We start from the raw sequence: 16,209 nt of genomic DNA on the forward strand, positions 1-16,209 counted from the left end.
CGGGCCACCTGCTCGGCTCCGCATAATGGCCCGCATGCCGACCCGAGCGGAAGAACTCGCCAGCACCCTGGACGCGCTGCCCCACCGCGAACGTACGCGGGAGATCGCCCGCGTCGCCCGGCAACTCCGCGACTCGGCCGAACTACCGACAATGCTGGGGGAGTTGGCCGGCCCCACCGGCTACGAGCGCGGGCTCGCGTTGACCATGGCGATCGTCGCGGGTGACGTCGAGTACGTGGTGCGGGCCACCCGCGATCGTGATCTCGCCCTGGCCCGGCGCGCGGTGAGCGCGGCCCGGACGCTCCCGGTGCCCGACGCGGTGTTGGCCGATTTGCTGGACGACGCCCCCTCGGCGCTGCGCGACACGATCTACCGCACCATCCGCACGGGCCGGCGCACCGCGCCGGCGGATCGCCTCATCGCGCGGGTGCTCGCGGTGCGCGGACCGACCGAGGCGGCCCGGGTGCTGCCGGCGTGCGGTCCCACCGCGGCGGCCGAGTACGTCGGGGTGCTCGGCCACGTCGACCGGGTCTGGGACACGTTCGTGCGCCGGTATCCGGCACTGGGCCTGGACGACGCGGAGCGCCGGCTGGCCGCCCTGCCCGTCTCGGACCGGGACGGGTGGTGGGCTCGGCACTGCGCCGGTGTGGTCGCGGCCGGTGAACGGTTCCCGCATCGGGTGCTCGACCTGATCGAGCGTCACCCCACCCGCGGGCCGCTGCCCTGGGCCTTCGTCGGCGGCGTCCAGCCGTTCGTCACCGCCGATCGGGCCCGGGTGCTGCGGCTGCTCGCCGCCTCAGAGCGGCGCGGTCGCACGTTGTCCGGGGTGAGCACGAGCGCGCTGCGCCGACTGGCCGCCGCCGGTCCCGGCTCCGCCGAACTGCTCGCGCTGGGCCGCGCGGTGCGCGACGACGAGGCGAGCACGGTCCGGCTGCTCAAGGCGCTGGCACCGAGCCTGCGCTCGGCTTTCCTCGACGCCGTACACGCCGACCGGGATCGCAGCCGGGACCTGCTCGGCGGTGCCCTGCTCGACGTGCTCCCGCACGCGCGTCGCCATGCCGAGGCGCGTCGGATGCTCGCGCTGCCCTCGATCGCGGCCGACGAACCGCGTCGGCTGCCCCTGCTCGCCTACCTGCCGCTCGCCGAGGCGCGAGCCGAACTCACCGCGACCACCCGGCTGCCCGACGCCGGTGCCCGAGCCGAGGGCTATCGGCGGCTGATCGCGTGTGCGGCCCGGTCCGGTGACCTCGAGCAGTTCGGCGCGACGCTGCGCACACTGACCCGACTGCGCAACGAGCAGGACCCGGTGCGCGGGGCCGCGTTGTCGGCGATCGCCGAGGCGCATCCGCGCCTGTTCGGCGCGGATGCGGTGGACGTGCTCACCGAGTTGGTGCGCGACACACTGGAGGCGCGGGACACCTCCTATCGCACCCGAGCCGCGCTGACAGACCTGGCCGGACGGCTGTTGACCCATCATGTCGTGGGCGGCGCACCGGAGTTGACCGGCTGGTCGCTGACCACCTTCGAGCGGGTGGCGGGCCGGTCGGGCACGATCCGCCTGGCCGGGCTCGCCGACAATCTGCGCCGAGGTCGCGAGCGGGAGATCCTGGAGGCACTGCTGCCGTGGATTCGGGCCCAGGTCGCCCGGGGCGACCTGTGGCTCGCCTTCGCCCTCGCCGGGACGCTGGGCCGGCGGGCCTGGGCACTGGAGCCGTTGCAGGAGATCCTGCACGAGGCCACCGGCGCCGGGTCGGACGCCGTCGCGAGCACCGCGATCTCGCTCTGGTTGGCCGATCCGCGGCGGCGCGCCGAACGGGTCGCCGAGCTGATCGGCCGGGACGAGTCGACAGCGACCCTGCCGGTGGTCCTGCGCGCGCTCGCCCAGCGGCGGACCGACCTGCTCGACGGCTACCTCGACGGCCGCACGTTGCGTGGCCGATTCGCCACGCGTGGCGTGCGGTGGATTCCGTACCTGCCGTTCGAGGCCATGGCCCGGCTGTTGCCCAGGCAACAGCGCGCCTATGCGGCGCGCTTGGTCGAACTCGCCGACGACGTCCGCCAGCACGGCGACACCCGGGTGGACGCGATCCGTCGGCTGGCCCGGGTGCCTCGGTTCGGCCGCCCGGAGTTGCTGCGCTATCTGACCGCCACCGAGGTGCCGTTGGTCGAGGCCGCACTGAGCGGGCTCACCCATACCGACGACCCCGGCGCGGCACTGCCGATCCTGCTGGCACACGTCGGCGACGACCGGGCCCGGGTGGCCGCGTACTCGATGGCGCGCGCCGCCCGGTACGTGGCGCCGAGCGTGCTCGAACCGGCGCTGCGCCGGGTGTTGTTCGAGCCGGCCAAGGTGACCTCGCGCAAGGAGGCGGCCCGGATCGCGTTGCGCGAGGCGCTGCCGGGCGCGGTGGAGCTGTTGGCGCAGGCGTGGTCGGCACCGGATCAGCATCGTGACGTGCGTGGCGCCATCGCGGCCCGATTGTCCACCCGACTGGACGACGAACGGTCGTGGGCCGTGCTGCGGGCGGGGATCGAGGGTCCGCGGGAGGCGGCCCAGGCGATCGTGGCCCGGCCGCCGGCCGCACTGGCGCCGGCCTGGCGGCCCGGGTACGCGCAGTTGCTCACCGCCGCGTGTGCGAGCGAGGACGTCCAGGTGCGGCGGGCCGCCTATCGGGCCTTCCCGCGCTGGGCCCGATACTCGCCCGCCGGTGTCACCGCGATCGCGAACGCGGTCCTGGACCCGACCGACCCGATCGGCCGGCGCGAGGCGGCCGACGCTCTGCACACCTTCACCACGGACGGCGTCGCACCGACGACCTACCTCGACGTGATCACGTCGTTGATCGCACAGGACGGCGCACCGGACGCGCCGAACGCCGAGCCGGATCGGGATCGACCGGCCCGGCGGCGGCTGACCGTGCTGCTCGACCGGGCGCGAGCGTGGGCGGAGCACAGCCCGGCCGAGTCCGCCGCGGTGTTGCGCCCGGTGCGCGCCGCGCTGGCCGCCGTGCCGGAGTTGCGGATCGAGGCGGCCACGCTGACCGCGTCCGGTCTGCCGTTGACGGGCGACGCGGTCGAGGCCGAACTGACCGACCTGGTCGAGCTGTGTGCCGGCCGGGCGTTGCCCGCGATCGCCGCGGCCGGCGTACTGCGTGATCGCCTCGCTCGGGCCGGCGCGCCGATCGAGTCGGCCGCGTCGGCGGCCGCCGCACGCGCGCTGGCCGCGCATCCGGCCCTTGCGGCCGGACTGTTCGGCTGCGAGCTGGTCCGGGCGCTCGGCGCCCGGGCCGGTTGGCCGGCCGAGTGGCGCGCGCTGCTGCGCGAGTTGCGCGCGCACCCGGACCCGGACGTGCGTGAGACGGCGTTGGCGATGCGCACCACCTCGTCCTGAGCCGCCGGCGAGGCGAGCGCACCGAATCGGGCGATCAGCTCTGTTCGGTGCGCAACAGCCGCAGGAACGCCTTGATTCCGGAGATCACTTCCTGGTTGTCCGTCAACCGGCTGATGGTGTCCTCGAATCGCCGACCGAGGGCGTCGATCTTGTGGTCGGTCGCGTGGAATTGCTCGGTCGTGCGCTCGGCGTCCTGTCCGGTCGTGGTCTTGAGCGAGCCGACCGTCTCGATCAGTTCCCTGGTCCGCTCGTCCAGGCCGTCGACCCTGCGCTCCAACGTGCCGACCCGCTCGATCAGCGCGAGCACGTCCTCACGCGGATGGGTCACCTCGCGCAGCATGTTCCGCAGCCGCTGACCCAGGTACTCCAGGTATGCCTGGCTGGGTCGGAACAGGGTGCTGAGCAGGTAGAACCCGGCGAACCAGTAGCCGACCACGCCACCGGAGGCCCAGGTGACCACCGCGATCACGGCCGCCGAGACGACATGCGCGCCGATCGCTCCCCACAACAACCGACGGGCGATCCGGCGCGCCTCCGGGTCGCGCCCCTCCGGGACCGCGAGGCCCTTCTCCCGGCTGATCGCGATCTCCTGGATCAGCTGTCGGGCCCGAAAATACAGATTCCACGGCACGGTCAGCACCGCGATCAGCCAGAACAGGCACAACGCGCCCGCGCCCAGCGACAACAGATCGGCCAACGACGTGTCGTTGACGAAATACAGGACGATGCCCAACACCGTCGTCCCGACCAGCAGCAAAGCTCCCAAGCCTTTGGCCGCGCTCACCCGAACTCCACTCCCCCACCCGGCGATCCGGTCGCCCGTGCCGGGCGACCTGCTCGGACTGTAGGGCAAGCCGGTCCCGCCCGCTGTGCCACCGGGGCGAACGGGCACACGCGTGCCCGGGATCCCGCGCCGGGCGGGCCGCGCGTCTCGCCGGCAACTTCGCACCGGCCCGACGAAAGGCGGGCCGGGGCAACAAGCCCCGACCCGCCGATCATCCGTGCCGATGGCCTACCGCGCGCCCAACTCCTCGGCGAGCGCGCTCGCGAACGCGTCGACGTCACCCTCGGTGGTGTCGAACGCAGTCATCCAGCGCACCTCACCGATCGACTCGTTCCACGTATAGAACCGGAACCGCTTCTGCATGCGCTCGGTGACGTCCGCGGGCAACACCGCGAACACCGCGTTCGCCTGCGGCATCCGGCTCAGCGTCACGCCGTCGAGGTCGGCGACCTTCTCCGCGAGCAGGGTCGCCATCGCGTTGGCGTGCCGCGCGTTGCGCAGCCACAGGTCGCCCGCGAGCAGCGCCTCGAACTGCACCGACACGAAGCGCATCTTCGAGGCCAGTTGCATCGCGGCCTTGCGCAGATACCCGACGCCACGCGCCGCGTCGGGGTTGAGCACCACGACGGCCTCGCCGAACATCAGGCCGCTCTTGGTGCCGCCGAAGGACAACACGTCCACACCGACGTCGGTGCTCAGCGCGCGCAGCGGCACGTCCAGCGCCGCGGCCGCGTTGGCCAGACGCGAGCCGTCCAGGTGCGCGAGCATGCCGTTCTCGTGCGCGTGCGCGACCAGCGCGGCGATCTCGTCCGGCGTGTAGACCGTGCCCAGTTCGGTGCTCTCCGCGAAGGAGACCACACGCGGCTGCGCCCGGTGCTGGTCACCCCAGCCCCACGCGTGGGTGTCCACGAGTTCGGGGGTGAGCTTGCCGTCGGGAGTTTCCACGGTGAGCAGTTTCAGGCCGGCCACCTTCTCCGGCGCCCCGCACTCGTCCACGTTGATGTGCGCGGACGCCGCGCAGATCACCGACTCCCACCGGTCGGTCATCGACTGGAGGCCGACCACGTTGGCACCGGTGCCGTTGAACACCGGGAACACCTGGGCGCGTTCACCGAAGTGCGCACGGAAGACGTCGGTGAGGTGCTCGGTGTACACGTCCTCGCCGTACGCGATCTGATGCCCGCCGTTGGCCGCGCCGATCGCGGCCAGCACCTCGGGGTGTATGCCCGCGTAGTTGTCGCTGGCGAAGCCGCGCGCGTCGGGGTCGTGACGCGGGGTCAGGGAACGTTCAGGCACAGTCTTTTCCCGTTCAGGTCGATTGCCGCGGTGGTCCACAGGCCGGCGATCTCGTCGGCCAGATCGGCCACGTCGGTGAAGCCGGCGAATTTGGCGTTGGGTCGAGCCTCTCGCATCGCGTCGTTGACGAGCGCCTTGACCACGAGGATGGTGGCCGCCGCGTCCGTCTCGGCGAACGCGTCGGCGAGCGCGAGCGTCCAGGTCTCCGCGGCCGCCTTGGCCGCAGCGTAGCCCGCGTTGCCCTGGGTCGGTCGGCCGGCCGCCGCCGCGGAGATCAGCACGAACCGCCCGCGCGCACTGCGGGCGAGCGCCTCGTGGAAGGCCAGGCTGGTGTGTTGCACGGTACGCACGAGCAGGTCGTGCAGGAACGCCCAGTCCTCCAGCGAGTTGTCGCCGAACTTCTTGCCCCCGCGCCACCCGCCGACCAGGTGCACGAGCCCGTCCACGCGCCCGTGCTCGCGCTCGACGTCCGCCGCCCACCGGTGGGTGGCGGCCACGTCGAGCAGGTCCACCACCGCGCCGTGTGCGCCGGGCGCCGCGTCCACGCTCTCCCGCAACCGTTCGGCGTCCGCGTCCGCGCCGTACACATGCGCACCGGCCCGCGCCAGCCGGGCGAGCACCGCGCGTCCGGTCGGCCCACCCGCGCCCGCGACCGCGATCACCGCGCCGTCGAGACCGTTCATCACACCCACTCCTCGTTCACCGTGCCGTTCGTCTCGGCCTTGCCCAAGCTCGCCGCGCGGGCCCGGCGGGCCCCGCGACCTCGTTGCGCGCACCCTCGCCGAGCCGGGTGCGGCGTACCGGTCACGACGCCTCGGCCGCCCGCCCCGTCGAATCCTTCGCGAGGTCCTGCATCGGGCTGTCCGAGGTGATCCCCCGGGTCGAGGCGATCACGTCGCGCAGCCGCCGGTTGAGCGCCTCGTAGAACATGCTCAGCGGGAACTCGTCCGGCAACACCGCGTCCACGAGCGCCTTGGGCGGCCCGTCCATCGGCAGCGCGGCGGGCCCCTTCGCCCACACCGAGCCGGGGTGCGGCGGCACGTACTCGGCGACCAGCGTGTAGCCGGCCAGCCAGTGGCCGACCTTCGAGCGATCCACACCCTCGCGGTAGAGCCGGTCCACCTCGTCGTAGAGCCCGAGCACCGCGTCGGTGATCCGGTCCCAGTCCACGACGAGCCGATTGTCCGCCCACTCCAGCACGCCCGCCCGGTGCAGGTAGGCGAACAGCAGTTGCCCGCCCAGCCCGTCGTAGTTGCGCACCCGGCCACCGGTGACCGGGAAGCGGAACAGCCGGTCGAAGATCACCGCGTACTGCACCCGGCGCGCGGTCGACACACCCTCGGCGGCCAGCGTGACCGCCTCGCGGAACGCGGTCAGGTCACACCGCAGCTCCTCCAGCGCGTACATCCAAAACGGCATGCGCTGCTTGATCATGAACGGGTCGAACGGCATGGGGCCGCGCATGTGGCTGCGGTCGTGGATCAGGTCCCACAACACGAACGCGTCCTGGGCGAGCTGCTGACTCTGCACCAACTCCGCGGCTTCCGACGGAAGGTCCAGGCCGAGCGTCTGCGACGCGGCGGCCGCGACCCGACGAAAGCGCGCCGCCTCACGGTCGCAGAAGATGCCGCCCCAGGTGTACGTGGGCACCTCGCGCACGGCCACCGTCTCGGGGAAGAGCACCGCCGAGTCGGTGTCGTAACCGGCGGTGAAGTCGACGAACGCGATCGGCACGAACATCGCGTTGTCGTAGCGCCCGGCCTCCAACTCGGCCAGCCACTGCGGCCACACCACGCGCAACAGCACCGCCTCGACGTTGCGGTTCGGGTTGCCGTTCTGGGTGTTCATCGGAAACACCACGAGGTGCTCCAGTCCGTCCCGGCGGTCCCGCTCCGGGCGGAACGCCACGAGCGAATCCAGGAAGTCGGGGCGGCCGAAGCCCCCCGCCGACCAGCGCCGGAAATCGGCCACGACCGCGTCGAGGTACGCCTCGTCGTGCGGGAACAGCGGTGCGAGCCCGGTGATCGAGGAGGTGATGTCGGCGACCAGCGCCCGCGCGGACTCATGGCCCGACGGCTCGATCGAACCGTCCTTGGCCTGCAGCGGACGCAGGTCGGCGACGGATTGCTTGAGCACGGGCCACAACGGGTGATCGACGGCGGTACGGACGGCTACGGGGGTCATGTTGGACATGGAACCCTCTCAGGAGAAAGCAGGAACCACGGTCAGATGAACCTACGTCAAAAGATTTTAACGCCGCAAGGCCCTTTCAAACGCAATCTTATCGTCACGGGTACGTTTTGCCCGAAAAAGTTGAGATTGCGATCAAGGTGCTTCCGATCACATCCGCAGGTCGACGCACCTCGGGACGGCGCTTGGCGGAAGACACAAGGTTTCGCCGGCTCGGCCGGCGAGGGCTGTGGCTGTGGCTGTGGCCGTCGACCGTCCATCCGACGCCTCCCTACAGTCTCGTTCCATTGAACGGAATATTGACTCCGCATAACGGAATAGTGGCCAGGGGGACGCCCCGGCCCCGTATCCACTCCCACTGCCCGATCCTGCGATCCCATACATCCGATGCGCCGGGCCGTGGCGCGACGGCACGATCCCGGCCATCCCGCCGGGTCGGGGGGACGGCAGCGCCCCGGGCCGCCCATCGTCGGCGGCCCGGCCGCTCCGGTCCCGCAACCGGTCCTCGGCGGCGCGGGCATCGTGCCGATCCCGGGGCCGGCAACGCCCTTCGGTCGCGGGCCACTTGCCTCGACGGCGCCCGAACACGGGCGTAGGCCCCGCCGAAGTACTCGGCGGGGCCTACGTCGTGACGGTGGATCAGATGGCGAGCTGGGTGCCCACGGCGATCACGTTCGGGTTGCCCCCGATGACGCTCGCGTTGGCGGCGTACAGGGCCTTGTAGCCACCCTTGACGCCGAGCTTGGCGGCGACCCCGGACAGCGTGTCACCGGCCTTGACGGTGTAGGCGCCGGAGCCCGAAGACTGCTTGGTCGCGGCGGACTTCGGCGCGTCGTGCTTCGGTGCGGCCTGCTTCGGCTGCACCCGGACCTTGGCCGTGTCGTCGGCGGGGGTCTTCGGCGCGTTCTCGGTCACGGACTCGGCCTTGGGTGCGGCCTTCGGCTCGACCTTGCTCTTGGTCTTGCCGGTGGTCGACGAGTCGGCCGTGGCGGAGGCGTTGCCGCCCTTGCCCAGACCGGCCTTCTGCGAGCAGATCGGCCAGGCGCCGGGACCCTGGCTCGCCAGGACCCGCTCGGCGACCGCGATCTGCTGGTCCTTGGTGGCGTGCGCGGCGCTGGGGGCGTACTGGCTGCCGCCGAACGCGTTCCAGGTGCTCGGGGTGAACTGCAGACCGCCGGTGAAGCCGTTGCCCGTGTTGATGCTCCAGTTCCCGGTGCTCTCGCACTGGGCGACCGCGTCCCACGTGGACGAGGACGCGGCGCTCGCGCTGCCCGCCATGCCCATGAGGGGAAGGACGAGACCCGCACCGGCGGCGACGGCGATGCCGGCGCGACGGCCACGAGAGAGCGAGCGAACGGGAGCGGTGATGGCACGGAAGGTCATTGATTACCTCGTCGGGCGCCTACGAAGTTAGCTGTCGGGTTCGGACGATTGGCCCGGCCTCGCCTGGAACAGGCATGGCTTCACCCCAGACATCGACATGGCCGATGTCGGCACTCACTTGGTTCCCCCGCTCCTGCCGCCAGTCGATATCGACTGCGTCCCTCGGGCGGCGGCAGGATTCGGCGTACCGCCCGGGGAGTCCGCTTGTGCGAACAACCACGAAGCTACGCACCGCTCCGCCGGGCCGGCAAACATTTCGGGTGATTTGTGAGGTGCCCCATAGGGAGGAATAGCACCGATTTGCCCGATATGTCGCCAACCTTGCAGGTCACGGCGCCGGCGCCCACGGTGCGCGGCCGCGTGATCACCCGTGCTTCAGCGACGAGCTATTCCGTCGCGGGCAGCTCCACAGGTACGACTACCCGTTCCTCGTCCCAGAGGAACGTCGCACCGCCGGTCGCGAAATTGGCGAGATCGGCCACCGTGGCCCGGCCCTGCGGCGAATCCAGGGTCGCTTCGATACCCGCGCGAGTCGGTGCGTACAGCCCGACCACCAGGTAATAGGGCGGCTGCGCGCCGGACGGATCCGGTTCGCACTTGCCGATGGTCCAGCCGGTCAGCCCGGGCATGGTGCGGGCGAGCGGCAGGTGCTTCTCCCAGTAATAGGTGTCGAACGCCGCCGGGTCCTCGGGGCGGCCATAGAGCACGGTCAGCTTGTACACGCCGACTCCTCACGATCGTGCGGTGGATGTGTGTCCTGCGGGTGGTGCCCTGTGCGTCCGGCGGATGGTGCCCGGATGGGTTCGCGCGTGCGCTAGCGGACGGCGATGCCCTTGAACGCCCGTGCCTGGTCGGTAATGGCCACCTCGGTCGGCAGCCGTTCCATGCTGGAGGCGCCGAAGAAGCCCACCACGCCGGTGGTGTGGGCCAGCACGTACGCGGCGTCCTCGGGTTCGGCGATCGGCCCGCCGTGGCACAGCACCAGCACGTCGGGGTTCACCTCCGCCGCCGCGTCGCGCATGCGTTGCACCCGCTCCACGGCCTGGTCGAGCGAGACCGCGGTGGTCGCGCCGATGCTGCCCTTGGTGGTCAGCCCCAGATGCGGGACCAGGATGTCGGCGCCCGCCGCGGCCATCGCGCGGGCCTGCTCGGCGTCGAAGACGTAGGGGGCGGTGAGCAGACCGCGCTCGGCGGCCAGCCGGATCATCTCCACCTCCAGGTCGTAGCCCATCCCGGTCTCCTCCAGGTTCTGCCGGAAGACGCCGTCGAACAGGCCGACCGTGGGGAAGTTCTGCACACCCGCGAAGCCCATCGCGGCGAGCTGGTCCAGGAAGTGCGGCATGATCCGGAACGGATCGGTGCCGCACACACCCGCCAGTACCGGGGTGCGCCGGACCACGGGCAGCACCTCGCCCGCCATCTCGACCACGATCGCGTTGGCGTCGCCGTAGGGCAGCAGCCCGGCGAGTGAACCCCGGCCGGCCATTCGGTAGCGGCCCGAGTTGTAGATGATGATCAGGTCCACGCCGCCGGCCTCGGCACACTTGGCCGACAGTCCCGTGCCCGCGCCCGCGCCGATCACGACGCCGCCCTGCTCGACCGTCCGGTGCAGCCGGCCCCGCGCCTCGCGTCCGTTCATCTCAGTCCACACGTCCCTTCGTGATCATTTCGTGCAGTCGATCCGCAGCCGCCGTGGCGAACTTCGGATCGTTGATGTCCGTCGCCGCCTCGTGCAACTCGACGGAGCTATCCGCGAGTCCGGCTCGCAGTTCGTCGAACAGCGCCTTGTCGGCGACGGAATCGTAGAAGGGCGCGCCCTCGACGTCGATCGCCGAGACCCCGTGCAGTGGCAGGTAGAGCGCGGTGGGACCGGTCGCGGCGGCCAGCTTGGCGGCGATCCGGCGACCCAGCTCGGCGTTCTCCGCGGGTGTGGTGCGCATCAGCGTCACCGTCGGGTTGTGCACGTACAACTGCCGCTCCTCGAACCGCGCGGGCACGGTGTCGCGCGGGCCGAAGTTGACCATGTCCAGCGCTCCCACGCTGACCACCTGCGGCAGCCCCATCCGCCCGGCCGCGGTCAGCCGCTCGGGGCCCGCGCTGAGCACCCCGCCGACCAGGTCGTCGGCCAGCTCGGTGGTGGTCAGGTCGAGGATCCCGGCCAAAAAGCCCGCCTCGGCCAGATTCTCCATCGACGTGCCGCCCGCGCCGGTGGCGTGGAAGACCAGCACCTCGTAGCCCAGCTCGGTGAGCCGCTCGCGCGCGGCGTCCACCGCCGGGGTGGTCACCCCGAACATCGACGCGGCAACCAAAGGACGCCCCTCGCCGGTCACTCCCGCGACCGCCGCGCGATCCTCCGCGTAACCGCCGGCCATCCCCGCGATCGCATCCGCCGCGTTGCCCAGGATGCGCTCGGAGAGCCGGTTGATCCCGGCGATGTCCACGACGCTGTACATCATCGTCACGTCCACCGCGCCGACGTACGGCGACACGTCGCCCGCCGCCATCGTGGAGACCAGCAGCTTGGGCACGCCCACCGGCAGCGCCCGCATCGCGTGGGAGGCGATGGCCGACCCGCCCGAGCCGCCCATCGCGAGCACGCCGTCCACCCGGCCCTCCTCGTAGAGCTCGCGCAGGATCGACGCGGCTCCCTCGGCCATCGCGGTGGTCGCCGCACCCCGGTCGGCCCGGGTGCGCAGGTCGGCCAGATCGGTGCCGGCCGCCGCCGCGACATCGGCCGCCTGCACGTCGGCCTGGGCGAGCGACTCGCCGAGCACGCCCACGTTCATCAACACCACCTCGGCTCCCCTGGCACGCAGCCGGTAGGCCAACCACGCGTATTCGGATCCCTTGGTGTCGAGCGTTCCGATCAGTACGACGGTGGGCATCGGTGCCTCCGGTGGGTCGGTAGGGCTGGCCGGGTTGACGCTTCGGCGGCGAACGGCCGCGCACAGTAACCCAACCGGATGATCATGGCGATTGAAAGCACCGTGCGGTAGGACGGGAGGCGAGTTCCGAAGATTTGGCACGTCACGGAGGTATCGATGACGGAGGAACCGGACGGACGGGTCGCAATCGTCGCCGGAGCGGGCGACGGCATCGGGCGCGCCTGCGCGCTGGCCCTGGCCCGCACCGGTGCGGATCTGGCGCTGGCCGCGCGACGACCCGAGCCGTTGCGGCAACTCGCGGACGAGATCCGCGAGCTGACGGGCCGTCGGGTGATCGCGGTGCCGACCGACCTGGCCGACCAGGCCGGGTGCCAAGCGCTGGTGGACACCGCGGCGGGCGAACTCGGCCGGGTGGACGTGGTGGTCAACGTCGCGACGTACAACCCGCCGGGCCGGCTGGAGGAGTTGGATCCGGCGGAGTTTCGGCGGGCGTTCGAGATCAACGTGCTCGGCGTACTGGCCGTCTCGCGTGCCGCGCTGCCGTACATGCGCGCGGTCGGCGGTGGGTCGATCGTGCAGATCAGCTCCGAGGCGCCGCGCGCGAAACTGGTGAACCTGGGCGCCTACGCGGCGACCAAGGCCGCGATGGAGGTCGCCTCCGGTGTGCTGGCCAAGGAGGTCGGCCCGGACGGCGTGCGGGTCAACGTGGTCGTCGCGGGCTACACCGACAACGCCAAACTGGCCGCGTACATCGCCGACATCGCCGCACGCCGGGACGTGCCCGAGGCGGAGGTACGCGCCGAGATGACCAAGTCGTCGGCGCTGCGCCGGATCACCCGGCCGGAGGACATCGCGGACGCGGTCGCGTTCCTGGCCTCGTCCGGGGCCCGGGCCATCACCGGCACGATCACCCCGGTCACCTCGGGCGTCTCCTTCGGCTGACCGCGGAGCTCGCGGCGGCGCACGGCGGCCCACATCCGCCACACCCGCCACACCCGCGAGCGCGCTCAGCGCAGCTTGAGCGCCAGGAAGAAGTCCACCTTGTCCTCCAGCCGGGCCAGTCGACGCCCGGTCAGCTCCTCGATCCGGCCGATCCGATAGCGCAGCGTGTTCACGTGTACGTGCAACCGCGCCGCGCACCGGGTCCAAGACCCGTCGCAGTCCAGGAACACCTCCAGCGTGCCCGCCAGATCGGCCTGGTGGCTCGCGTCGTACGCGCGCAGCGGCTCCAGCAGCCGCCCGCGAAACGCCCGCCGCACGTCCTCTGGCACCGCGGCCAACAGCGCCACGTGCGAGGCGAGTTCGGCGTGCCCGACCACCTCGACCCGGCCGGACCTGGTGCCGGCGATCCGGCCCGCGTGCCAGGCTTCCTCGAGCGCGCCGCGCAGCCCGTCCGCGCGGGCCACCGGCGCACTCACCCCGATCCGCACCCGCACGCCGCCCGCCGCCGGTCCCTCCAGCGCGGCCAACCGCTCGCGCAGCAGTCGGGTGGTGGAGTCCGGCTCGGTGCCGTCCCGATCCGGTGAGCCCTCACCGGGAACAAGGGCCACCGCGCCCGGCCCGGTCTCCGACACCAGGGCGTCACTCGGTTGATCCGCCAACGCCTCCTCAAGGAGCACCCGGGCCAGCCGCCGGGCGTCGCGCGAGGGCAGATCCGCGATGGTGGCGGTGACGAACCGCCAGTGCGTCCGGTCCGCACCGTCCGGTTCCGCGACCCGCAGCCGCGCGGCCACCTCGACCGGGTCGGCGCCGGCCGCGAGCAGGTTCAGCACGTCCTCGGACAACCGCCGGGTGCGCCGGCGCCGATCCTCGACCCGGTCCCGGCCCACCGACACCAGCCGGACCAGCTCACCCAGCAGCGCCTGGTGCCGGTCCGGCCAGTCGGTGACGTCGTCCTCGACCGCGAGGAACCAGTCGCCCCACGTGTCCAGGTCGACCGAGCCACCCGCCTCGGGCACCGGAAGCAGCGAGAACGAGCGCCCGTCGACCCGATGGCGATACGGCACTCCGGCCTTGCGCTCGCGCGCGGCGAAGTGCGCGCGGGCCATCTTCACCCGCAGCCCCGGCGCCAGATCGGGCCCACCGGCCGCGGCCTGGCGCCCGGTCAGCGAAAGCACCCAGCAGTGGATGTCGATGTCGGCCGCGATCAGCCCGAGCACCCCGTCCAGGCCCGCCCCGCCGGCGGCGGCCTGCACCAGCCGTCGATGCCGGTCGACCACCGCGGTCAGGTCGGTCGCCCGTTCGGCGGAGATCCGACGAATCACGAATTCGGTCAGATGCGCGAAGGAGAGCTCCTCCTCGACCGCGAACAGCGGCAGGTGGTGCCGCTCGCACGCCCGCATCAGATCCACCGGGATGTCGCCGATCTCGGCCTGCCCGGCGGCCAACGCGGTGGCCCCATGCGCGGTCAGGACTCGGACGAAGCGATCCGAGTCCTCAGGCCCCGCACGCCAGCCCATGCCGGTCAGCACCAGGGCGCCGGCGGTCAGGTATCGACTGGGATCGTGCAGGTCGGTGGTCATCACGGCCCGCACCGACCGGTCCAGCTCCTCCTCGCCCACCAGCAGCCGGATCCCGGGTATGCCGACACCGGTCATGCCATCGCCGAGAAGTGCGCGCAATCGCATCGACGGCCCCCTCTCGATCGTGCCGGCACGGCCCGGGCGCACACGGCGGATCCGTCATACCGGTTCGACGACCGGACCGACACTTGGAGAAAAGTACGGGAACCACGCCCACTTGACACGCCTGGGTCATGTCTTTGGTGGGTACTCACAGTGACCCTCGTCTCGGTGTACTGGTACGCACCCTTCGATCCGTCAGGCCCGAAGCGAAGCGCCCCCGCGGCGGGTACAAGGACGTCAGGGCCATACGCAAGGCAGAAGGAGACACCCGTCATGGAATTCCTGCGGCCCGCGACGTGGGAGGAGGCGCTCGCCGTCAAGGCGCAGCACCCGTCCGCGGTTCCGATCGCCGGTGGCACCGACGTGATGGTCGACCTGAACTTCGACCGCCATCGTCCCGACGCACTGCTCGATCTCAACCGTATCCACGAGCTGCACACATGGCAGATCGCGGACGACGACACCGTGCGCCTGGGTGCCTCCGTGCCGTACTCGAAGATCATCGACGCATTGCCCGACCGGCTCCCGGGCCTGGCGCTGGGCGCGCGCACGGTCGGGTCACCACAGATCCGCAACCGGGGCTCGGTCGGCGGCAACCTGGGCGGCGCATCGCCCGCCGGCGACGCGCACCCGCCGCTGCTCGCGTCCGGCGCCACGGTCGAGGCCGCCTCGGTACGCGGCACCCGACTGATCCCGATCGACGACTTCTATCTCGGGGTCAAGCGCAACGCACTGGAGCCGGACGAGCTGATCCGGGCGATCCACATCCCCTCGGCGACCGGGCCGCAGCAGTTCGCCAAGGTCGGCACGCGCAACGCGATGGTGATCGCGGTCTGCTCGTTCGCGGTCGCGCTGCACCCGCGGGCCCGCGACGTGCGCACCGGGATCGGCTCCGCGGCGCCCACCCCGCGCCGGGCGAGCGAGGCCGAGGCGTTCATCCGTGCCGAACTCGACGACACGGGCCTGTGGACCTCCGCCGGCGAGCTGCCGCTGTCCACCGCCAAGCGCTTCGGCGAACTGGTGGCCCGGGCCGCCGCGCCGATCGACGACGTGCGCGGCTCGGCCGCGTATCGCCGGCATGCGCTCGCCGTAATGGCCCGCCGCACCTTGCTTTGGACCTGGAACGACCACCGCGCCACCGGGAGGGCCGCCGCATGAAGGTCACATTCACCGTGAACGGCCGCCCGACCGAGGCGGACGACGTGTGGGAGGGCGAGAGCCTGCTCTACGTGTTGCGCGAGCGGGTCGGGCTGCCCGGTTCCAAGAACGCGTGCGAGCAGGGCGAGTGCGGTTCCTGCACGGTCTATCTGGACGGCGATCCGGTCTGTTCGTGTCTGGTCGCGGCCGGCCAGGTGCAGGACCGCGAGGTCGGCACCGTCGAGGGCCTGGCGCAGGGCGACACGCTGGACCCGGTCCAGCAGGCGTTCGTGGACGCGGGCGCCGTGCAGTGCGGATTCTGCACGCCGGGCCTGCTGGTCCAGACGCACGACCTGTTGAACCGGGCGCATCACCCCTCGGACGCGGAGATCCGCGAGGCGCTCTCCGGCAACCTGTGCCGCTGCACCGGCTACGAGAAGATCATGGACGCGGTCCGCCTGGCCGCCGCCCGCAAGGCGGACGCCCGCGATGCGGCCCCGACCGGCCTGGAGGGCTGAG

At 71.8% G+C, this 16,209-nt stretch carries 13 protein-coding genes and 1 riboswitch; of the genes, 4 read left to right on the forward strand and 9 right to left on the reverse strand.

Annotated elements, in window-relative coordinates:
• Window positions 1-34: 34 nt before the first annotated feature.
• Entirely contained in the window at window positions 35-3,391 is a 3,357-nt protein-coding gene (locus A3IC_RS0116460) for a hypothetical protein (protein WP_026218342.1), read from the forward strand.
• A 34-nt stretch (window positions 3,392-3,425) separates the two neighbouring features.
• Here A3IC_RS0116460 and A3IC_RS0116465 read toward each other — a convergent pair whose 3' ends face one another.
• The 8 genes from A3IC_RS0116465 to A3IC_RS0116500 all read right to left on the reverse strand — a co-directional run bounded on the left by A3IC_RS0116465 (window position 3,426) and on the right by A3IC_RS0116500 (window position 11,929).
• Entirely contained in the window at window positions 3,426-4,175 is a 750-nt protein-coding gene (locus A3IC_RS0116465; protein WP_026218343.1) for a hypothetical protein, read from the reverse strand.
• Between the two features lie 228 nt (window positions 4,176-4,403).
• Complete coding sequence (locus tag A3IC_RS0116470; RefSeq protein WP_020551145.1) at window positions 4,404-5,471, reverse strand: threonine aldolase family protein; 1,068 nt, start codon at window positions 5,469-5,471, stop codon at window positions 4,404-4,406.
• The gene (locus A3IC_RS0116475) at window positions 5,453-6,154 is read right to left on the reverse strand and encodes an SDR family NAD(P)-dependent oxidoreductase (protein ID WP_020551146.1); all 702 of its coding nucleotides are present in this window, start codon (window positions 6,152-6,154) and stop codon (window positions 5,453-5,455) included. Before A3IC_RS0116475 ends, A3IC_RS0116470 begins: the two co-directional genes overlap by 19 nt.
• A 121-nt stretch (window positions 6,155-6,275) precedes the next feature.
• Window positions 6,276-7,664 carry a DUF6421 family protein gene (locus tag A3IC_RS0116480; protein WP_020551147.1) on the reverse strand — a complete coding sequence of 463 codons (1,389 nt, stop codon included), beginning with the start codon at window positions 7,662-7,664 and terminating at the stop codon, window positions 6,276-6,278.
• Window positions 7,665-8,300: 636 nt separating this feature from the next.
• Window positions 8,301-9,044, reverse strand: a complete 744-nt coding sequence (locus A3IC_RS72545; RefSeq protein WP_020551148.1) for a transglycosylase family protein — start codon at window positions 9,042-9,044, stop codon at window positions 8,301-8,303.
• A riboswitch (cyclic di-AMP (ydaO/yuaA leader) is annotated at window positions 9,045-9,223 on the reverse strand. It abuts the gene before it with no gap.
• 207 nt (window positions 9,224-9,430) lie between these two features.
• Entirely contained in the window at window positions 9,431-9,766 is a 336-nt protein-coding gene (locus A3IC_RS0116490) for an EthD family reductase (RefSeq protein ID WP_020551149.1), read from the reverse strand.
• Window positions 9,767-9,858: 92 nt separating this feature from the next.
• Window positions 9,859-10,683, reverse strand: coding sequence for a phosphoenolpyruvate hydrolase family protein (locus tag A3IC_RS0116495; protein WP_026218345.1), 825 nt, complete (start codon window positions 10,681-10,683; stop codon window positions 9,859-9,861).
• A 1-nt stretch (window position 10,684) separates the two neighbouring features.
• A complete protein-coding gene (locus A3IC_RS0116500) occupies window positions 10,685-11,929 on the reverse strand; it encodes a Tm-1-like ATP-binding domain-containing protein (RefSeq protein WP_020551151.1) in 1,245 nt (414 codons plus the stop codon).
• A 156-nt stretch (window positions 11,930-12,085) separates the two neighbouring features.
• Between A3IC_RS0116500 and A3IC_RS54845 the strand changes: the two genes are divergently transcribed.
• Window positions 12,086-12,871 carry an SDR family NAD(P)-dependent oxidoreductase gene (locus A3IC_RS54845; protein WP_020551152.1) on the forward strand — a complete coding sequence of 262 codons (786 nt, stop codon included), beginning with the start codon at window positions 12,086-12,088 and terminating at the stop codon, window positions 12,869-12,871.
• A gap of 65 nt (window positions 12,872-12,936) precedes the next feature.
• On the opposite strand, the gene A3IC_RS0116510 is transcribed toward A3IC_RS54845, so the two are convergent.
• Complete coding sequence (locus A3IC_RS0116510) at window positions 12,937-14,556, reverse strand: PucR family transcriptional regulator (RefSeq protein WP_026218346.1); 1,620 nt, start codon at window positions 14,554-14,556, stop codon at window positions 12,937-12,939.
• A 270-nt stretch (window positions 14,557-14,826) separates the two neighbouring features.
• Here A3IC_RS0116510 and A3IC_RS0116515 point away from each other — a divergent pair, with 270 nt between their 5' ends.
• Together A3IC_RS0116515 and A3IC_RS0116520 are read left to right on the forward strand one after the other, a co-directional pair.
• Complete coding sequence (locus tag A3IC_RS0116515) at window positions 14,827-15,711, forward strand: FAD binding domain-containing protein (RefSeq protein ID WP_020551154.1); 885 nt, start codon at window positions 14,827-14,829, stop codon at window positions 15,709-15,711.
• Entirely contained in the window at window positions 15,708-16,208 is a 501-nt protein-coding gene (locus tag A3IC_RS0116520; protein WP_020551155.1) for a (2Fe-2S)-binding protein, read from the forward strand. Before A3IC_RS0116515 ends, A3IC_RS0116520 begins: the two co-directional genes overlap by 4 nt.
• Window position 16,209 lies beyond the last annotated feature (1 nt).

It is taken from the genome of Embleya scabrispora DSM 41855 (assembly GCF_000372745.1).
Lineage (GTDB): Bacteria > Actinomycetota > Actinomycetes > Streptomycetales > Streptomycetaceae > Embleya > Embleya scabrispora.